Origin of the sequence: uncultured Dubosiella sp. (assembly GCF_964018005.1) — a bacterium.
Lineage (GTDB): Bacteria > Bacillota_I > Bacilli_A > Erysipelotrichales > Erysipelotrichaceae > Dubosiella > Dubosiella muris.
Map to the genome: position 1 here is coordinate 17,359 of NZ_CAXHOA010000020.1, position 19,785 is coordinate 37,143.

The 19,785-nt window shown below is 52.8% G+C and carries 13 protein-coding genes; 2 read left to right on the forward strand and 11 right to left on the reverse strand.

All coding sequences use genetic code 11. The features are described from left to right. Positions 1-25 precede the first annotated feature (25 nt). The 4 genes from rpoC to ABNS49_RS11870 form a co-directional block, all read right to left on the reverse strand. Positions 26-3,916, reverse strand: a complete 3,891-nt coding sequence (gene rpoC / locus ABNS49_RS11855; protein ID WP_135981032.1) for a DNA-directed RNA polymerase subunit beta' — start codon at positions 3,914-3,916, stop codon at positions 26-28. A 7-nt stretch (positions 3,917-3,923) separates the two neighbouring features. Continuing rightward, positions 3,924-8,129, reverse strand: a complete 4,206-nt coding sequence (locus ABNS49_RS11860; RefSeq protein ID WP_135981059.1) for a DNA-directed RNA polymerase subunit beta — start codon at positions 8,127-8,129, stop codon at positions 3,924-3,926. Between the two features lie 294 nt (positions 8,130-8,423). Further along, positions 8,424-10,913, reverse strand: coding sequence for a translation factor GTPase family protein (locus tag ABNS49_RS11865; RefSeq protein WP_135981031.1), 2,490 nt, complete (start codon positions 10,911-10,913; stop codon positions 8,424-8,426). 121 nt (positions 10,914-11,034) lie between these two features. Continuing rightward, complete coding sequence (locus tag ABNS49_RS11870; RefSeq protein ID WP_168353639.1) at positions 11,035-11,553, reverse strand: DUF3783 domain-containing protein; 519 nt, start codon at positions 11,551-11,553, stop codon at positions 11,035-11,037. A gap of 65 nt (positions 11,554-11,618) precedes the next feature. Here ABNS49_RS11870 and ABNS49_RS11875 point away from each other — a divergent pair, with 65 nt between their 5' ends. Beyond that, positions 11,619-12,335, forward strand: a complete 717-nt coding sequence (locus tag ABNS49_RS11875; RefSeq protein WP_135981029.1) for a hypothetical protein — start codon at positions 11,619-11,621, stop codon at positions 12,333-12,335. 26 nt (positions 12,336-12,361) lie between these two features. Here ABNS49_RS11875 and ABNS49_RS11880 read toward each other — a convergent pair whose 3' ends face one another. The 6 genes from ABNS49_RS11880 to ABNS49_RS11905 form a co-directional block, all read right to left on the reverse strand. Further along, entirely contained in the window at positions 12,362-13,009 is a 648-nt protein-coding gene (locus ABNS49_RS11880) for a CBS and ACT domain-containing protein (protein ID WP_135981028.1), read from the reverse strand. Position 13,010: 1 nt separating this feature from the next. Beyond that, on the reverse strand, positions 13,011-13,715 hold the full coding sequence (locus ABNS49_RS11885; protein ID WP_135981058.1) for an ABC transporter ATP-binding protein: 705 nt from the start codon (positions 13,713-13,715) through the stop codon (positions 13,011-13,013). A gap of 7 nt (positions 13,716-13,722) precedes the next feature. Next, complete coding sequence (locus ABNS49_RS11890; RefSeq protein ID WP_135981027.1) at positions 13,723-14,502, reverse strand: ABC transporter ATP-binding protein; 780 nt, start codon at positions 14,500-14,502, stop codon at positions 13,723-13,725. Continuing rightward, entirely contained in the window at positions 14,502-15,464 is a 963-nt protein-coding gene (locus ABNS49_RS11895) for a branched-chain amino acid ABC transporter permease (RefSeq protein ID WP_135981026.1), read from the reverse strand. The genes ABNS49_RS11890 and ABNS49_RS11895 overlap by 1 nt, the downstream gene beginning before the upstream one ends. A gap of 3 nt (positions 15,465-15,467) precedes the next feature. Further along, positions 15,468-16,346, reverse strand: a complete 879-nt coding sequence (locus ABNS49_RS11900; RefSeq protein ID WP_135981025.1) for a branched-chain amino acid ABC transporter permease — start codon at positions 16,344-16,346, stop codon at positions 15,468-15,470. A 68-nt stretch (positions 16,347-16,414) separates the two neighbouring features. Then, complete coding sequence (locus tag ABNS49_RS11905) at positions 16,415-17,599, reverse strand: ABC transporter substrate-binding protein (protein WP_135981024.1); 1,185 nt, start codon at positions 17,597-17,599, stop codon at positions 16,415-16,417. 159 nt (positions 17,600-17,758) lie between these two features. Here ABNS49_RS11905 and ABNS49_RS11910 point away from each other — a divergent pair, with 159 nt between their 5' ends. After that, positions 17,759-18,976 carry an L-serine ammonia-lyase, iron-sulfur-dependent, subunit alpha gene (locus tag ABNS49_RS11910; protein ID WP_288341864.1) on the forward strand — a complete coding sequence of 406 codons (1,218 nt, stop codon included), beginning with the start codon at positions 17,759-17,761 and terminating at the stop codon, positions 18,974-18,976. 59 nt (positions 18,977-19,035) lie between these two features. Here ABNS49_RS11910 and ABNS49_RS11915 read toward each other — a convergent pair whose 3' ends face one another. Then, positions 19,036-19,644, reverse strand: coding sequence for a hypothetical protein (locus tag ABNS49_RS11915; protein ID WP_135981022.1), 609 nt, complete (start codon positions 19,642-19,644; stop codon positions 19,036-19,038). Positions 19,645-19,785 lie beyond the last annotated feature (141 nt).

Consider the following 19,785-nt stretch of genomic DNA (forward strand, 5'->3'; position numbering starts at 1 on the left):
TAGCGGACATCCTCTTTCGTTTCTTTTATTCTTCCACGGCCATATCCAGCGACTGATTGAACAAGTCGTCCGCGGCCGAATCGTCCAGCAACGTCAAGTTGTCTTCGAGAACCGGAACCGCCTGGTTTTTCTCCTGGCTGTTTTGTCTTGCGATTTCTTCAAACTGCTCGTCGTGCGTTTCACGCGTACGCGCCAGACGCTTGTCGCGCAGCTCTTTCGCTTTCGCCGCGATGATCTCGTTTTGCGGACGATCGCCCTTGGCGCCCGTTCCGGCCGGAATGAGCTTGCCAATGATGACGTTTTCCTTCAAGCCGATCAAATGGTCGACTTTTCCTTTGATCGTCGCGTCCGTCAGCACCTTGGTCGTTTCCTGGAACGAGGCGGCCGACAGGAACGAATCGGTTTCCACCGACGCCTTCGAGATACCGAGCAGAACCGGCTTGAAAGTCGCCGGCGTCTTGCCGCTCAGCAACGCGTCGCGGTTGATCTTCGTAATATTGTTCAAAGAAAGCTGCACGCCCACGTTCAAATCCGTGTCGCCGCTGTCGATGACAATAACTTTTTTCATCATCTGCTTGATCATGACTTCCAAGTGCTTGTCGGAAATCTCGATACCTTGGCTCTGGTACACTTTCTTGACTTCTTTCAAAATATAGTCCTGCACTTCGCGCACACCCGCTACGCTCAACAGCTCTTTTGGATCGAGCGGTCCTTCCGTAATGGCCTGACCGGCTTCGATCGTAGCGCCAATCGTCACCCATGGACGGAGCGACTGGTTGGCGTTCAGCTTGTGAACGACGCTTTCGTGCTCGTTGGTAATGACGACTTCCTGGCGCATCGTGCCATCGACACGCTCGATGGATGTGATCTCGCCTGAAATTTGCGCGATGACCGCCACGCCTTTTGGATGACGTGCCTCGAACAGCTCCTCGACACGAGGAAGACCTTGCGTGATGTCACCGGTACCGGAACCGGCCACGCCGCCGGTATGGAACGTACGCATGGTCAGCTGGGTACCTGGCTCGCCAATGGATTGCGCTGCCATGATACCAACCGCTTCACCGACCTCGACGTCTTTACCCGTCGCCATGTTCTTTCCATAGCACTTGCGGCAAATACCCATCGTGGACTTGCACGTGAACGGCGAACGAATGTACATGCCCGTCACGCCCGCGTCGACGATTTTTTGCGCGATCGCGTCGGTAATGTATTCATCGCTCTCGATGATCATTTCCCCGGTTTCCGGATGCACGACATCCTGCTTCGAGTAGCGTCCGACCAGACGGTCTTTCAGCTCCTCGATGACCGTGTTCGTCTTGCGGTCGATCAGTGTTTCGACCCAGTATCCCTTGTCGGTGCCGCAGTCGTCTTCCTTGATGATGACATCTTGCGCGACGTCGACCAGACGACGCGTCAAGTAACCCGACTCGGCGGTTTTCAAAGCGGTATCCGTCAACCCTTTCCGCACACCGTGCGTACTTAAGAAGAACTCGGACACGTTCAGACCTTCACGGAAGCACGAATAAATCGGGACCTCGATAATGGAAGGGACGAACTCGCCATGGCGGGATTTACCATGACCCGGACGGGCCATCAATCCACGCATACCGGCCAGCTGGGTAAAGTTCTGCTTGTTACCACGGGCGCCGGACTCGCTCATCATGAAGATTGGGTTTTTCCGAGGCATGTTTGCCATCAGCTCGTCGGCGATGCCGTCTTTGACGTTATCCCACATCTTGTTCAGACGGGATTCCCATTCTGGCAGCGTCAGCAAGCCTTTTTGCTGCATCTTCTTCAGCGCGTCGGCTTTTTGACGTCCTTCCTCGACGTGCATTTCCTTGTTTGGCGCGACTTCGATATCGGAGAGCGCGACCGTGATTCCAGCCGTTGTGGAATACTTGAATCCCAGCGACTTGATCTGGTCCAGAATTTCAGCGGTTTCATCGACCGAATAGCGTTTGAACACTTCCGCGATGATGCTTCCTAAATCTTTTTTCTTGAACGCCGGCGTAATCGGCAGGTTCGCGACAAACTCCTTGATGTTTTCCCCCGGATGAATGAAATATTTATCCGGCGTCGCTTTGAAGTTTTCCGCGCTGACTTCGTTCAAATACGGGAAGTCGGCCGGGAACATGCCGTTGAAAATGACTTTTCCGACCGTCGTCGCCAAATAGTCGCCGGCGTGCGAAGCGTCGAAAGACGTCTTTTTCATGCCGCGTACCGGCATCGCGATGCGCGAGTGCAAATGCACTTGACCGATCTGGTAGGCGAGCCGCACTTCCTCTTCGTTGGCGTACACCGTGCCCTCGTTTTCGGCGAACCGTTTCCAGTTGGCCGCTTCCAAAGGACAGTTCGTTTCCTCGTAGCGTTTCGCCTCGTCCAAAAGCTCCTGCTTCGTTTCCTCCATCGTCAAATAGAAGTTTCCCATGACCATGTCCTGGCCTGGCGTAACGATTGGCTTGCCGTCTTTTGGCCCGAGGATGTTGTGCGAACCCAGCATCATAATGAGCGCTTCGGCGCGCGCCTCTTCGCCCAGTGGCACGTGGATGGCCATCTGGTCGCCGTCAAAGTCGGCGTTGAACGCTGTACAAACGAGCGGATGCAGACGCATCGCGCGACCTTCAACCAGCTTTGGCAGGAAGGCCTGGATTCCCAGACGGTGCAAAGTCGGCGCGCGGTTCATCAAAACCGGGTAGCCGTCGATGACTTTTTCCACCACGTCCCAGATGCGCGGATCGCGGCGCTCGATGAGTTTTTCGGCGTTTTTCGGGTTGGCGGCCAGTCCTTCGTTCACGATCTCGTTGATGATGAACGGATTGAACAAGTTGATCGCCATTTCACGCGGAATACCACATTGGTACATTTTCAAATCCGGTCCGACCGCGATAACGGAACGACCGGAGAAATCGACACGTTTACCGAGCAGGTTTTGACGGAAACGTCCCTGCTTTCCTTTCAAGGAGTGGGAAAGCGACTTCAAAGCGCGTCCGCCCGCTCCCGTGATTGGCTTGGAACGACGACCGTTGTCGATGAGGGCGTCCACCGCCTCCTGCAGCATACGCTTCTCGTTTTGCACGATGATGTTTGGCGTGCCCAGCTCGAGCAGCTTGCGCAGACGGTTGTTTCGCGTAATGACCCGGCGATACAAGTCGTTCAGGTCGCTTGTCGCGAACCGGCCGCCATCCAGCTGGAGCATTGGGCGCAAATCAGGCGGGATGACCGGAATGTTCGTCAGGATCATCCACTCCGGCTTGTTGTCGGAATGACGGAACGCGTTGATCGTGTCCAGACGCTTAATCAGCTTTTTACGCTTTTCGCCTTGCGCTTTCTCCAGCGCGGTCTGCACGTCGTCGTATTCCTTTTCCAGATCGACGTCCTTGAGCAGACGAAGCACGGCTTCGGCGCCGGTCTGGGCGGTAAAGCCCGACGCGCCGTAAATCGCCATGTTTTCCCGGTATTCGCGTTCCGACAGGATTTGCTTGTAAGCCAGACCCGAATCCTTTGGATCCGTCACGATGTAGCTGACGAAGTACACGACTTCCTCAAGCTGTTTTGGCGTGACGTCCAAAAGCAGAGCCATCCGGCTTGGAATACCGCGCAAATACCAGATATGCGCTACCGGCGCGGCCAGGGCGATGTGCCCCATCCGCTCCCGGCGAACGCTTGATTTCGTGATCTCCACTCCGCATCGGTCGCAGACCACGCCTTTGAAACGTACTTTTTTATATTTTCCGCACGCGCATTCCCAGTCCTTTGTCGGGCCAAAAATGCGTTCGCAGAACAAACCGTCCTTTTCCGCCTTCTGGGAACGATAGTTGATCGTCTCCGGCTTTGTGACTTCGCCGTGGGACCATTTCAAAATCGTTTCCGGACTGGCGAGCTGGACCTGGATCGAGGCAAAATTGTTGATACTCATTCTGGACTTACGCCTCCTCTTCTATGTTGTCTTCCACATCTTCGATTTCTTTTTCGTCGATTTGATCGGCTTCGTTGACATCTTCCGATGCCACGCTGTTGAGATCGACATCGTCGACATCCACATCAATGATGTCTTCTTTCGGTTCGATATCGTTTTCGAGCTTCTCGTTTTCCGGATGCTCGAACACTTCCGTTTCGTGAACGACGACGTGCTCGTCGTCATCGTTGGTGATATCCACTTCGTTTCCTTCCTTGTCCAAAAGACGCACGTCGATCGCAAGACCTTGCAGCTCGTGCATCAGGACGCGGAACGATTCAGGAATGCCTGGTTCCGGGATATCCTTGCCTTTGATAATGGCTTCGTATGTTTTGATACGGCCCTGGATGTCATCGGACTTGATCGTCAGAATCTCCTGAAGGGTATGGCTGGCGCCATAGGCTTCCAGAGCCCAAACCTCCATCTCTCCGAACCGTTGACCACCGTTTTGGGCTTTACCACCCAATGGCTGCTGCGTGACAAGCGAGTAAGGACCCGTGGCGCGGGCGTGCAGCTTGTCGTCAACCATGTGGGCCAGCTTGATCATGTACATGACGCCGACCGAGATCCGCTCGTCGAACGGCAGACCGGTCTGGCCGTCGCGCAATACTTGTTTTCCATCCTTGGTCATTTGCGCTTCCTGCATGATGGAAGCGAGTTCCTCGTTGGACACGCCGTCAAATACCGGCGTGGCGAATTTCTGATTCAGTTTTTTGGCGGCATATCCCAAGTGGATCTCGAGAATTTGCCCGATATTCATACGGCTTGGCACGCCGAACGGATTCAGGATGATGTCGATTGGCGTTCCATCCTGGGTAAACGGCATGTCCTCGATTGGCAAAATCTTGGAAATGACACCTTTGTTTCCGTGACGTCCGGACATTTTGTCGCCTTCGGAAATCTTACGCTTTTGCACGATGTACACTTTGACGCGCTCGTTGACTCCTGGCGGCAGATCCGATCCGTCGCCCCGTTTGAAGATGCGCACAGAATGCACGATGCCGGCGCCGCCATGTGGCACTTTCAGCGAGTTGTCGCGCACTTCGCGGGATTTCTCACCAAAGATGGCGAGCAGCAGCTTCTCTTCCGGCGAAACTTCGGATTGTCCCTTCGGCGTGACTTTTCCGACGAGAATGTCGCCTTCCTTCACTTCCGCGCCGACCATGATGATACCGTCCTTGTCGAGCTTGCGCACCGCGTTTTCCCCGACGTTTGGAATGTCGCGGGTAATTTCCTCCGGTCCAAGCTTCGTGTCGCGGCAGTCGATGTCATACTCTTCGATATGGATCGACGTGTACACATCGTCGCTGACCATGCGCTCCGACATGATGATGGCGTCCTCATAGTTGTAGCCATACCACGTCATGTACGCGATCGTCACGTTTTGACCGAGGGCGAGCTCGCCGTTTTCCATACTTGGTCCATCCGCCAAAATGTCGCCTTTTTTCACTTCCTCGCCCAGCTTCACGATTGGACGCTGGTTGATGGACGTGGAGGCGTTGCTGCGGGCGAACTTACGCAGCTGGTACGTGTGGGCGTCGCCGTTGCCGTCGGTCACGACGATCCGCAGCGAATCCACATACGTAATGACGCCGTCCTGCTTCGCGACGATGCCGACACCGGAATCTTTCGCGATCTTGTATTCGATTCCCGTTCCGACAAATGGCGAATGCGGAACGAGCAGAGGCACGGCCTGACGTTGCATGTTGGCACCCATCAAGGCGCGGGATGCGTCGTCGTTTTCCAGGAACGGCACGCAGGCGGTCGCTACCGAAACGATCTGTTTTGGCGAGACGTCGGCCAGTTCGACTTCGTCGCGGGCAACGATGATCGTGTCGCCGTTTTTCCGGGCGACGACACGGTCGTTGATGAGCCGGCCGTCGCGCACCTCGTTGGCCTGGGCGATGACATAGTCGGCTTCTTCGTCGGCGGACAGGTAAATGGCTTTTTCTTGTACCGTTCCATCTTTATTCACAATTCGATATGGCGTCTGGATGAAGCCATATTCGTTGATTTTCGCGTAGGTCGTCAAGTTCGAGATCAAACCGATGTTCGGACCTTCCGGCGTCTCGATTGGACAAATCCGGCCGTAGTGCGACGAGTGGACGTCACGCACTTCGAATCCGGCGCGGTCCCGTGTCAGACCGCCAGGTCCCAAAGCCGAGATACGACGCTTGTTGGTCAGCTCGGCCAGCGGGTTTTGCTGGTCCATGAACTGCGACAGCTGGGAACTCGAGAAGAACTCCTTGATCGCGGCGGTCAGCGGACGAATGTTCGTCAGCTTTCTTGGCGTCAGGCTGTCGAGCTCCTGAATCGACATTCTTTCTTTCACGACGCGTTCCATGCGGGACAAACCAATCCGGAACTGGTTCTGGATCAATTCGCCAACCGCGCGAATGCGGCGGTTTCCAAGCATGTCGATATCGTCGGTTTCGCCAATGCCGTCCATGACATTCAAATCATAGCCGAAGAAGGCGTAGATGTCGGCCATCGTGATCGTGTGGCGCTCAGCAAACGGGTCGTTTCCGATGATCTTGACGATTTGCTCGTCTTTGTCGACGACTTCGACTTCCTGCAAAGCGGCGCCAATCAGCCAGGCGTTGACTTCCTCCTGGCCGACACGCTGCTGAAGCGCGAGCATCGCGGCGTCGTCCAGCCGATCCGGCGACACGCCAACCGTGTAGCGAGGTACGACAAGCTCGAACTCGTCGTCCATCAAATCGGCGCCATGGGCGTTGGTCAGCCGGCCCAGTGCGAACAGGCGCTGTCCGTAATTCATGACCGCCTGGAAGTTTTCCGGCGTAAGCGTCACTTTTTTCGCGACGATGCCGGCATAAATCTTCACGTCCTCTTTTTTGGCGCGGATCGCGTCCACATCGTTTTGTGTCAGTACCGTTCCCTGCTCGTAAAGCACGCCGTCGACTTCCACGTCGCGTGCCAGCACCCGGCCGACAAGCCCGGCGTTGTACGAGGTCGGAATCGTGACGATGTCCTCCTCGTGGAACTCGGAACGGAATGGATATGGATTCATGTATCCGCCTTTGGCCAGAACATCGCGCAGTTTGTTACGCTCGTCGCGGTGGACATGGGTTCCCTTTTCCATGACCACGTTGCCATCGACGTCCACGATGTCGTACGCCAGCGTGTTGTTCATCATCCGGGCGTACGCGTTCAGCTTTTTACGGAGTTTATAGCGGCCCGCCTTCGTCAGGTCGTAGCGGCGGTGATCGAAAAACTTGGCCTGCATGAGCGAGATGGAGCCGTCTAGCGTCGGGATCTCGTCGCTGCGCTGGTTTTCATAAAAAGAAAGCAGCGCCTCTTCGGTCGTTTTCACCTTGTCGTTGAGCAACGTGTTTTCGATTTCCTCGTATTTGCCGAAGAATCCGTTATAAAGCATCAAATACATGTTCATGTATTCGCGGTCTTCCTCATCCACGGCCGGATCTTCCACATGGCGTCCGATGGAAGCCAAAAACTTGGAAAGATCTTTCGTGTCGAACGCGTCCTCGTTTTTCTCGATGCCAAAGGACATGCCCAGCGCTTTGAAGAAAATCGAGAACAGGATCTTGCGGCGGCGGTCGATCGACACGTTGATTGTGCGTCCGGCCATCGTCTTTTTCTGCTCGGTCATGAATTCAAGCCAGGTACCGCGGCTCGGGATCAACTCGCAGTTGTAGTTTTGTTTACCGGTCTTTTCGTCGTATACTTCCGAAAAATACGCGCCTGGCGAGCGGACGATCTGGCTGACGATGACCCGCTCCGCACCATTGATGATGAAAGTTCCCGTTTCCGTCATCAGCGGGAAGTCGCCTAAATAAACCTCTTCCTGCTTTGTGCGCACTTCCCCGGTTTCCGGGTCCGTGATTTCCAGTTCCATGTCCGCATATAACGGTGCGGCATAGTTGCATTCTCTATACATTGATTCTTCCGCGTTATATTTTGGCTCGTCAAAATGATAACGAAGAAAATTCAGCTTAATATTTTTTCCGTAGTTTTCAATGGGATAAATCTCTTCGAAAACCTCCTGTATTCCATGTCGGGTAAACCATTCGAATGAATCGGTTTGGATTTCCACCAGATTTGGCAGCTCTAAATTTCCGCTTACTTTAGAGTAGTCTCGACGGGAGGATTTATTTCCACAAGAGACAATGCGATACGCTTTGTTGCTATCCATGTACGCCATCCTTTCGTTGTCTGTCTGCTTAAAACAGCCGATTTTTCAGACTATTATGCAATTTATTATATTAGCAACCCTTGTTACTTTTGTCAAATGAAACGTTGAATTTTTTGTGAAATTTCTATATACTATAAAGGATTTTTTTACGTTGGCGGATGGATTCCCGCTTTTTTTTTCGCCTTTTTCCATCAAAAGAGCGCATTTTTCACTCCCGGCGCCTTCAAAAAAAGCGGAAAGGATTGCTATTTCTCCCTTCCGCCTGGCTTGCCCCCCAAGCCTTCGTTTCCGCCCTTATTTCAAATGCTCGAACGCGATCTGGTTCGTGCGCATGACGCGGCTTTCCAGCTCCCGGGCCGAAAGCCGCGTGGCACCCTGGGCGAGAATCGAGTTTTGAATGAGCCCGTCGGACGTCGCCACGATAAGCGTGTACTTCTTTTTTAAATCGTGCACGAGCTTTTCAATGTAGGCGTCCGCCGTCTGCCCGTATTTGGTAAAGACTATATTCATCTTGCCACGATGCGCGTTGCGTCCGACGCTTTCCTTGCGCCGGTAGGCATCGAATACCACATACGCCTCGATATCCTTGTATCCCTGGTAGTTGGAAATGGCGTCAAGCAGCCGCTCCCGGGCCGAATCGTAATCCACCCGCGCCAGCTCCTTGAGCGAGGCCCAGCTGTAAATCATATTGTATCCGTCCACAATTAAACAAGTCGGCTTGCGCGGCTCGATTTTCACTTCCTCGAACGACAAGTCCGCCTTGACTTTCTTTTTCGGCTGGACTTGTTTTTCCTTTTGATTGCGCCCGCTTTGCATTTCGAACACGCGCCGGGCCTCCTCGTCGCCTACCTTGAAGCGCACGCTACGGTACGTCGTCTCGTTGTGCGTTTCGAGCGGATGCAAATGCATGTGCTCTTCCACTTCGTCCCACGGCACGAAATAGCCCGATCCTTGCGCGCAAAACACCGAGCCTGTCGGATGACGCAAATCGGCGTCCGGATCGTATCCCGCTTGTTCGACGAGCGATTCCTGCTCCGGGGATGGAGCGTAGGCGATGGAGCGCATCGTAAACCGGCCCCGCCCTTTGGATATGGCGTACAAGCTGCTCTGAAAGTTCATGAACAGCCGCACTGCGCCTTTCCCGGTGATGACGCTCATTTCCTCGTCGCTGTCGCCAATCGCAAATTCCGCCTTGTTTTGATCCAGCTCGTAAAGCACCCGCGACAAAGACGTCGTTGGCGTGCGGATTTCAAAATCGGCATACGGCTCCAAAAGAACGGATTTCGTTTTCCGCAAAGCGTGGCGAACCGCCCGCCGGGCCGCCTGCGCGAAGTCCTGGGCCGAGGTGTGCTTCAGGTTGCCTTTGGCGGCGATGAAGCGGATTTTGATGTCAGTCACAGGCGCTCCGGTCAGCACGCCTTTGTGGGCGTAGCGCAATGCGTTCAAAATTTGCTGCTGCCAGCCCAACGACAAATTCTCGATTTTGTTTTCGTTGACGATTTGGATCCCGCTGCCCGCCGGCAAAGGATCCAATACGACGTGGACTTCGGCATAGTGGCGCAGCGGTTCGAAATGGCCGACGCCATAGCTTTGAGAGGCGATGGTTTCTTTGAAAAGCACTTTTCCTTGCGTGAAGCCGACGCGGATGCCGGTGCCTTCCTCGATGCGTCGCTGCAGCACTTCTTTTTGGACTTCGCCCATGAGCGAAAGCGAGATCGTCTTGCTGCGCTCGTGGTAGGCCAGCTCCAGACCGGGATCGGATTTGGCTAGTTTTTCGCAAAACGGCCATATCGTCACGGCGTCGACGCCTTCGGGCAGCAGCAGTTCGTATTCCAGACAGGCGTTGAGCAGCGATTCTTTTTGATCGTTTTCAAAGCCGAGCCCCTGGCCGATTCGCAAAGACGGCGCTCCTTTTAAACCGACGATGTCACCTGCCGACGCTTGCTGGACCAGCGTGTACTTTTCGCCTTGATACGCGCGAATCTGGTCGATCTTCTCGCCTTCGACGACTTCCTTGGGACTTAGCGTCCCGCCAGTCATCTTGATGAAGGCGATGCCTTCCTCGTTGATTTTGAAGACGCGGGCGCCAAACTCTTTTGGATACGACGTTTCAAGGGTGTATGTGGTGATCGAGTCCAGCAGCGCCTCGATTCCTTCGTGCTTGAGGGCGCTGCCAAAATAAACGGGAAACCATTCCCGGCGGCAAAGCGCTTCCTGCAAAAGCGAAAGCGGAAGCGTTCCGTCTTCGGTGTAGTGTGTCAGCAGCTCGTCGTTGACCATCGCGAGTTTCTCTTCGCGGCCTTCCTCTTCCATGTCGATGCAGTTGGCGGACAAGCGGCGTTCCAGATCCGCCATCAAATCCTGCCGGCTTTGAAAGCTGATGTCCATTTTATTGACGAAAACCCATGTCGGGATCTTGTAGCGCTGCAAACAGTTCCAAATCGTTTCCGTGTGGGACTGCACCCCGTCCTGGGCGTTGATCAGCAAGATAGCCGCGTCCAGCACTTGCAAACTGCGTTCCATTTCCGTGGAGAAGTCAATGTGTCCTGGCGTGTCGATGACGAAGATCTCGTTTTCCTTCCAGGCAAACCGTGTTTGTTTAGCGTAAATCGTAATTTTCCGTTCCCGTTCCTGTCCGTCGTAGTCCAGCGCCGAATCCCGGTGGTCGACCCGCCCGGCTTTTTTGATCGTGTGGCTCTTGTACAACATGCTTTCGATGCATGTCGTCTTCCCGGCGTCGACATGGGCTAAAATGCCGATTGTGATTTTTTTCTTCAATTCCATCCACCTCCTGGCCTTCTGATTCGAACGAATGTTGAACGAATTAAAAATAGCACATTCGTCTTTTCAAAACTAGATTGTCTTTTATGAACAAAGCCCCATCAAGCGACGGGGCCTTCGTGTATCATGCGTGTTCGGGAAAGGTTTCGATCAAATGAATCGCTGTGTCATACATCTTTTCAGGCACATCGGTTTCTTCCAGCAGCTCGAAGCCCATCACCATTAAATCGCGGTATTTGGGATTCGTGCTTAAAAGAACCGGATCCGGATGGGAAACAAGCGTACGCAACTTTTCGCGTTTTTGAAAATAGGAAGCTTCCGCGTGGATGTGATCCAGCAAATCCGATAGTTTCCATCCAAGGTTCGTGTCGGTTTTGACCGCCTTGTGCACGATGTGGATGCCTTTGGCTTTCAGCGCGTCGTCGATTTTCTCAATCGTGTCGACAGGCACATCGCTAAAATACATAAAGATGTCGCGTTCGCCTTCCAGACAGGCTGTGGATTCCTCTTTTTGGATCAGCTCTTTCAGCGTCCGGTCGAGGTCTTCGTCCCCGAGTTCGACATACGGAACGTGCATTTGTTCCAGCACTTCGGCAACTTGGTCGCGTAGCGCGTATTGTTTTCCATAATATATCAGCACCATAACATTGTGTCCTTTCTTTGACAAATCAGAAGGTTTCATTTTAAAATGGCGAAAACGGAGGCCATATGAAAAAGATAACCATCTTCATACTAACATTAATTTTCGGATTCGGACTAACTGCATGCTCAAAGAACGCGCCAGCCGATCTCTCTCTTGAATTTTTCAACGCGCTTCACCATACGTTTCAAGCCGACTCCGCCCATGTCGAGTTCAATATCGTCATGAACGAGGACGACCCCAGTGAAATTCTAGCGAACCTTTATTTCGATCAAAAAAACCAACTCGCGCTCGCCGCGACGTCCAGCCTAAAAGCGGGCGGCCGGACCCAGGACAACTTCCTTGACTTTTACATCAAGGACGGAAAGACCTATTTAAACTCCATGGGGGTGAAAACGCAAAGCGTCATCGAAAAAATCGGGCTGAAGACCGATTCCAAGCTAACCAATCTGGATCCCTTTCTCGACATGACGGACGAAGAACTGAAACAAGTGTTTACCTCCGGGAAAAAAGAGGGCGACACGTATTCGTTCGACATCAACAAAGGCGAACTGGCCAAACTGCTTGACGCCTATGGCTCCGTCGATGTCGACCACGCCACATTGGAAGCGAAAATCAATGATGGCGTCGTAACCGATTTGCGCATTGACGCCGACCTTGCTCAAAAGATCGACGAGCACGCGCTGGATACGTCCATCGCCATTACGATTCGTGTGTCCGACTACGACAAGCTTTCCTCCATTCCGTTTCCGGACGATTTGGATACATACAAGATTGACGAATAAAACGACGGTTTTCGCCGTCGTTTTCTTTATTCAATCACCAGCGCTTCCTGGACGGTGTATCCGCCTTCCTCCAGCGCTTTTGTGATCGGGTCGATTTGCGTCGTATCGCTGCGAATGACCATGCTCGCCACGCCGTCTTGCGAAGCGTACACGCCAATGTTCGAAATGCTGACGGCCTGATCCGCGAAGATCTTGGAAATCTTTTCCAGCGCACCGACTTCGTCTTTCACTTCCAGCGTGATGCGCGATCCGGTATTTTCCCAGCCCAGCACGTTCAGGAAGCTCTTGAAAATATCGTTTTGCGTCAGGATCCCGACAACTTTTCCATCCCGGTCCGTGACGGGAAGACAGCCGATATCGTTTTGAAGCATTTTCTGCGCCGCCTCTTCCATCAATTCGTTTTCGCGAATCGAGATGACGTTTTTGATCATGACGGTTTTGACGTCGGTTTTCGAAAGCAGGTAGTTCAATTCGAAAATCGACAGCGATGTTGCCGAATTGTTGGCTCCGGCAATCATCCCTTCCGTAATCATGCCCGTCAGTTTCCCGTTGGCGTCCACGACAGGCAGACGATGAATATGCTTCGTATTCATCAAGTCGATGACCTTTGTGATCTTCTCATCCGGTTCGCACGTGATGACGTCCTTGGTCATAAAATCTTTTACTTTAAACATATTATCCTCCTAAATACGCTTTTTGGATTTCCGGCGATTCGATCAGGTCCTGCCCGGAACCGCTCAGCACGACGTTTCCGGTTTCCAGAACGTACGCGTAATCCGCGATCGACAACGCCATTTTCGCGTTTTGTTCCACAAGCAAAACGGTCGTGCCGGTCTGGTTGATTTCCTGAATGATCGAAAAAATTTCCTTGACCAGAATCGGCGCCAGTCCCATGCTTGGCTCATCGAGCAGCAAAAGCTTCGGCCTGGCCATCAAGGCGCGTCCCATCGCCAGCATTTGCTGCTCGCCACCCGACAACGTGGAGGCGTCCTGCCCTTTTCTCTGCTCCAAAATCGGAAACTGTTTGTAGATTTTTTGCAGATCCTCCTCGATTCCTTTTTTGTCTTTCCGCAAATAGGCGCCCATCATCAAATTCTCGTACACGGAAAGACCGGTAAAGATCCGCCGTCCTTCCGGCACCTGCGTCAATCCCTGGGCCACGATTTTTTGCGGAGAGGCTTTGTATATGTCGTTGCCAAGAAACATTACCTCGCCGCCGCTTTTTTTCACGATCCCGCTAATCGACTGAAGCAGCGTCGTCTTCCCCGCGCCGTTGGCGCCAATCAAAGAGACGATCTGTCCTTCTTCCACCGTTAGCGAAACGCCCTTGAGCGCCTCGATCATGCCATAGTGGACATGCAGATCCTTGACTTCAAGCATAGCCATACTAGATCTCCTCCCCTAAATACGCCTTGATGACGAACTCGTTGTTTTTGATTTCCTCCGGCGTGCCGTTGGCGATCATCTTGCCATAATCCAGCACGTAGATCCGTTCGCAAATATTCATGACCAGCGACATGTCGTGCTCGATCAAAATAACCGTCAAATGATATTTCTCCCGGATTTTATGAATCAGATTCGTCAAGTCCGCCGTTTCCTGCGGGTTCATGCCGGCGGCCGGTTCGTCCAAATACAAGATCTTGGGCTGAATCGCCAGCGCCCGCGCGATTTCCAAACGGCGCTGCTCGCCATACGGCAAGTTGGTCGCCAGCTCGTGCCGCTTGCCATACAAACCAACTTCTTTTAAATACTCCTCGGCTTTCTCACGCACCCAGCGCTCCTCCGAGTAAAATTTCGGCAGTCGCAAAATTGCGGTCATCGTTCCGTAACGAATGTTTCGCTGCATCGCCACCTGCACGTTTTCCAGCACTGTCATCGACTTGAACAGTCGTATGTTTTGGAATGTGCGGGCGACGCCATAGTCCGTGATCTTGTATGGCTTCAACCCGCCAATTTGCCGTTTCTTGCCATCCACATCCATTTCGATCAACCCTTCGCTTGGCTCGTACACGCCCGTCAGCAAGTTGAACAGCGTCGTCTTGCCCGCGCCGTTGGGTCCAATCAGCCCGATGAGCTCGCCAGGCATGATTTCCATCGAAACGTTGGAAACCGCGCAAAGGCCGCCAAAGTTTTTTGTCAGGTTTTTCACTTCAAGAACGGGTTCCATCAGCGTACCTCCTTCTTCGATTTGAACTTCTTCGCGATTTTGGACATCGAAAGCTCTTTGTTTCCAATCAAGCCATCCGGTTTAAAAATCATCATGATCACCAAAATCGCGCCGTAAATAATCATCCGGGCATCGGTGAAGTTTTGCAGCACCATATTGAGCAAGCCAATCGCGATGGCCGCCAGAACAGAGCTGGTCATGCTGCCCATGCCGCCAAACACGACCATTACCAAGATGTCAATCGACTTGTTGAAGGTGAACTGCGTCGGTTTGATCACATAGAAGTTGCACGCGAACAGCGCGCCAGCCGCGCTGGCCAGCAGCGCCCCGATCACAAACGCGATGACCTTGTATTTCGTCGTGTTGATTCCCATCGCCTCGGCCGCGATTTCATCTTCGCGCACCGCGATGCACGCCCGACCCGGCGCCGACCTTGTGAAGTTGCAGCAAATCACGATCGTGGCCACCACACCAAGCATAAGCAATGGCCACGTCGTCAACGGCGGGATGCCGCTCAAGCCGGCCGCGCCATTGGTGATTTTCATGTTTTGCACAAGGATCCGGATGATTTCGGCAAACCCCAGCGTCGCAATCGCCAAATAGTCGCCTTTCAGCCGCAATGTCGGCACGGAAACGATCAAAGCCGCGATCGCGGAAATGACGAATCCGACAATCAAACCAAGCAGCAGACCAAAGTAATTGGGCATCATTTTCGTAATGACACCCGCGCTGTAAGCGCCAATGCACATAAATCCGGCGTGTCCAAGCGAGAACTGGCCGCAAATCCCGATCACAAGATTGAGCGAAACCGCCAGCATGATGTTGATACAAATGTTGAACAACGTGATTTTATAGTAGGAGTTGATAATGCCAACCGACATCATCAAAGACAGCACAAGATATAAAACGACGATCGAAACGATCCACATCAAATTGACTTTGTTAAAAATACCTTTCGACATGGCCTACACCTTCTCTCTTTGATTTTTTCCGAGCAGTCCGGCCGGTTTTACAATCAGCACGACAATCAAGATCGCGTAGACGATCGCGTCGCGGTACAACGAACTGCCATACGCGACGACCATCGTTTCCGCCATTCCGATAAACAAACCGCCGATCAAGGCGCCGGGAATGCTTCCGATACCACCGAAAACAGCCGCGACGAACGCCTTCAGTCCAGGAACCATTCCCATAAGCGGGTTGATGGAATTGTAGTAAATTCCAACCAGGATGCCGCCCGCGCCGGCCAGAGCCGATCCAATCAGGAATGTGAACGAAATCGTGGTGTCGACGCTGATTCCCATCAGCTGCGCCGCGTTCTCGTCCGTGCTGACCGCGCGCATCGCCCGGCCGATTTTCGTCTTTTGAATAATAAACTGCAAAATAATCATCAAAACGATGGTAATCACAAAAATATAAATTTGCTGGGTCGTGATTTTGATTGGCCCCAAATTAAACGAAGCGTTGGACAACAGCTGCGGATACGTCCGCTTTTCCGTGCCCATGAAATAGGCGGTCGTGTACTCGATCACGTACGAAACACCGATCGCCGTGATCAGGGCGGTAATCCGCGGGGCGTGCCGCAGCGGCCGGTACGCGATTCGCTCGATCAAAACGCCCAGCACACCGCAGACGACCATACAAGTAATCAGGGCTGGAAAAAAGCCGAACCCGAAATACGTCGTCACGATGAAGGCGACATACGCGCCGATCATGTACACGTCGCCATGGGCGAAGTTGATGAGTTTGATGATGCCGTACACCATGGTGTATCCTAGCGCCACCAGCGCGTAAATGCTGCCAAGCGACAATCCATTGACGACTTGTTGAAGAAATTGGCTCATTTTATCACTCTCTTTCTAAATTGGAAAAAAGGGGAAATCGCTTTCCCCTTTCAACTCGCAAAGGTTGATTAGTCGACTGTGACTTCCGTTGCTTCCGTCTGCACGCCATCGACCTGGTTCACGACCATGACGCTCTTGACCGGCGTATGGGTCGCCTCGTCAAATGTGAAAGATCCGGTAATGCCGGAGAATTCCGCCTTTTTGATGGCTTCGTTCAGTTCCGCGCCCGTCTTTCCTGTCGCTTCCAGCTCGTCGAGAACGAGGTTGGTCGCGTCGTAAGCCAGCGCGGAGAACATATTCGGCGTTTCATCGTATTTCGCTTTGTACGCTTCGATGAACGCGTTCAATTCGTCGGAGGCGTCCACGGTCGTGTACGCCGTCGTATACCATACTTGATTCAGATTTTCCTTGCCGGCCAGCTCGGAAAGCACTTCCGACTCAAAGCCGTCCGCGCCCACAATCGGGCAGTCGATTCCATCGGTACGCGCCTGTTTGATGATCAGACCCGCCTCGGAATAGTACCCCGCGATGTAGAGGACGTCGAAATCCTTGCTTTTCATGGATGTCAGCATCGAAGCGAAATCGGTGTCGCCCGCGTTGTATTGTTCATGGGCAACGACTTCTCCGCCATGCTCTTTAAACGTTTCTTCAAACTGGTTGGCCAGTCCCTGACCATAATCCGATGTTTCGTTGATAATAGCCGCCTTTTTACAGTTGAGGGTGTCGGCCGCGTAAATCGCCATCGCGGCGCCCTGATACGAATCTTCGAAGCAAACGCGCCAAGCGTATTCGTAGGCGTTGTCCCCGTTCATCATCGCGTTCACCTGCGTCGCGCTCGGCGAAATAACCGGCACGCTGTTTTCATCCGCCACGGCGTATGTCGCGATCGAAGCGCCCGAAGTCGCCGGTCCGACGATAGCCGCTACGCCATCTTCCGTGCAAAGCTTCACGGCCTGCGTCGTACTTTCGGCCGCGTCGCCTTTGTCGTCGACTTCCACGCCTTCCGCTTTGAATTTCGTATCCGTCCGCGCGTTGTATTGTTCAATCGCAAGCTGCGCCGCGTTGCGCTCCGCCTGCCCGTAGCTGGACACATCCCCGCTCAACTCGAAGTTCAAGCCAATTTTGACGGTATCCCCTTCATTCAGTGTTTTTCCTTCGGCACCGCCGGCATTCCCGGAACCGGCGGAACATCCGGCCAGCATGGATGCGGCCATGGCACCAGAGGCCAGTACTTTCCACATGTTACCTTTCATAATTGTATGTCTCCTCCCATAATATGTCATAATGATACCCAAACCTTCACATAAAATCAAGAAAATTTTCATTCTTTTTCATCCATCCATGAAAACCGTTTTCAACCTTACAAATCGCTTAGGACAAAGTATAATGGTGGAAGTGGAGAAATCAAAACTATGCAAAGTATTAAAGAAATTTTCAAAATCGGCCCCGGACCAAGCTCCTCTCACACGTTTGGCCCGATGCGCGCCAGCGAATACATCAAACAAACCTATCCCAATGCGACCGAGGTCCGGGTGACGCTCTACGGATCGCTCGCCTTGACAGGACGCGGCCATTTAACGGATATGATTATCAAAAAAACGCTGAAACCGCTTCCGGTTTCTATCGTGTTCGACATCAAAAGTCCTGTGCAGCATCCAAATACGATGCGCTTCGACGTCTTCGAAAACGGCAAGGCTTGCGCCAGCCACACCTTCGTGTCCATTGGCGGCGGCAAAATTGAACGTGATGGCGAAAAAGCGCTGGATGGCGACAACATCTATCCGCAGACGACGATGGACGAGATTCACGCCTACTGCAAAAAACACCATCTCGGCTTTGACGAGTACGTCGATCAAATCGAAGGAAAAGACTTTGACACGTACATGAAGGCGATTTTCAGCGCCATGATCAAAAGCGTAAAAAAAGGACTGTCAAAAACCGGCGTGCTGCCTGGCTCCCTTCAGCTTGACCGTGTCGCCAGCGCCTTGAACCAGTCCGCGAAAAGCTGCGACGACATCACGGAGCAAAACGCCCTTCTTCTAGCAAGCTACGCCTACGCGGCCAGCGAGCAAAACGCCAGCGGTGGAACCGTGGTCACAGCGCCGACGATGGGCAGCTGCGGAGTGCTCCCCGCCCTTGTCTACCACTACTACTACGACTTGGAGTATCCAAAAGGGAAAATCATCAAGGGCTTGAAAGTCGCCGGGCTGATTGGCAATTTGATCCAGTACAACGCGACAATTTCGGGAGCCAAAGCCGGCTGCCAGGCTGAAGTTGGCGCCGCCTGTTCCATGGGAGCGGCCATGATCGCCTTTTTGCAAGGACAAACCAACTCCCAAATCGAATGCGCCGCGGAAATCGGCCTGGAACACCATCTTGGCCTCACTTGCGATCCGGTCGGAGGCTATGTGATGATTCCTTGCATTGAGCGCAACGCGGTGGCGGCGCAACGTTCGATCGACGCGGCCAGACTGGCGAAATATTTACGGAATGTCAAAAAAAACCGGGTCAGCTTCGACATGGTTGTGCAAACAATGAATTTAACTGGAAAAAAGCTTCCAATCGAGTTGAAGGAAAGCGCCCTTGGCGGACTTGCGATCGTCGTTCCGGAACATCGAACACAAAAATAAAAGAAAAAACGAAAGAACACAGGACGTGGATCCGTCCAAAGCTCTTTCGTTTTCTTTTTCTACTTTTTTAAATAATCCGCCAGGCTTTTTCCCTGCCAAATGCGGATTCCCATTTCGTTGTACATGTTGCTGATGCCGGCATACAGAGCCGTCAAGGCAAACACAAACAAGCACCACGCGCCGATCACCCGCCAGGAAGGCTGGGCCAGCAGCATGGATAACGACGAAAATAAAAAGCCGAGCACAACGCTCAAATGGGAAACAAGCTGATAAAGCGGCTTTTTTGTCAAAAGCGGCAAAAAGCACGCCATGTAAATCGCGCCGACCAAAAGCACGACGCTGCTAATCCAGGGATGGAACACCAAATGGTTTTGATGGGCGACCACGGAAACGATTTGGGTGATACCGCCCGAAAAGCCAAGAATAACGGACAAAATCAAGTTGATGTTTCCTTGCTGGTCACCACGAATCAAATTTAAAATGCTGCCGGCAAACGCGGCCGCGCCCAGTGAAATTTCCAAAATTCCCATCGTGATGGCGGAATCGTTTGGCACTTTCACGAGAACGCCCAGCCACGTAAAGAGGGCGAACATCGCGAAAATAAATTGTAAAGCCGGCTGGGGATCCAGCAGGACCTTTTTGTTTTCCTCCTTCGACGAATTGTTCATTGCACATCATCTCCTGATTCTATTTAAACAAAAAGAAAAACAGCTTTCATTCCATATGCCAATAAAAAAAACCTCGCCAGCGGCAAGGTGGTCGTTCGATCTCTCAAAACCAGAAACACGCCTTCTCCCTCTTTCCACAAC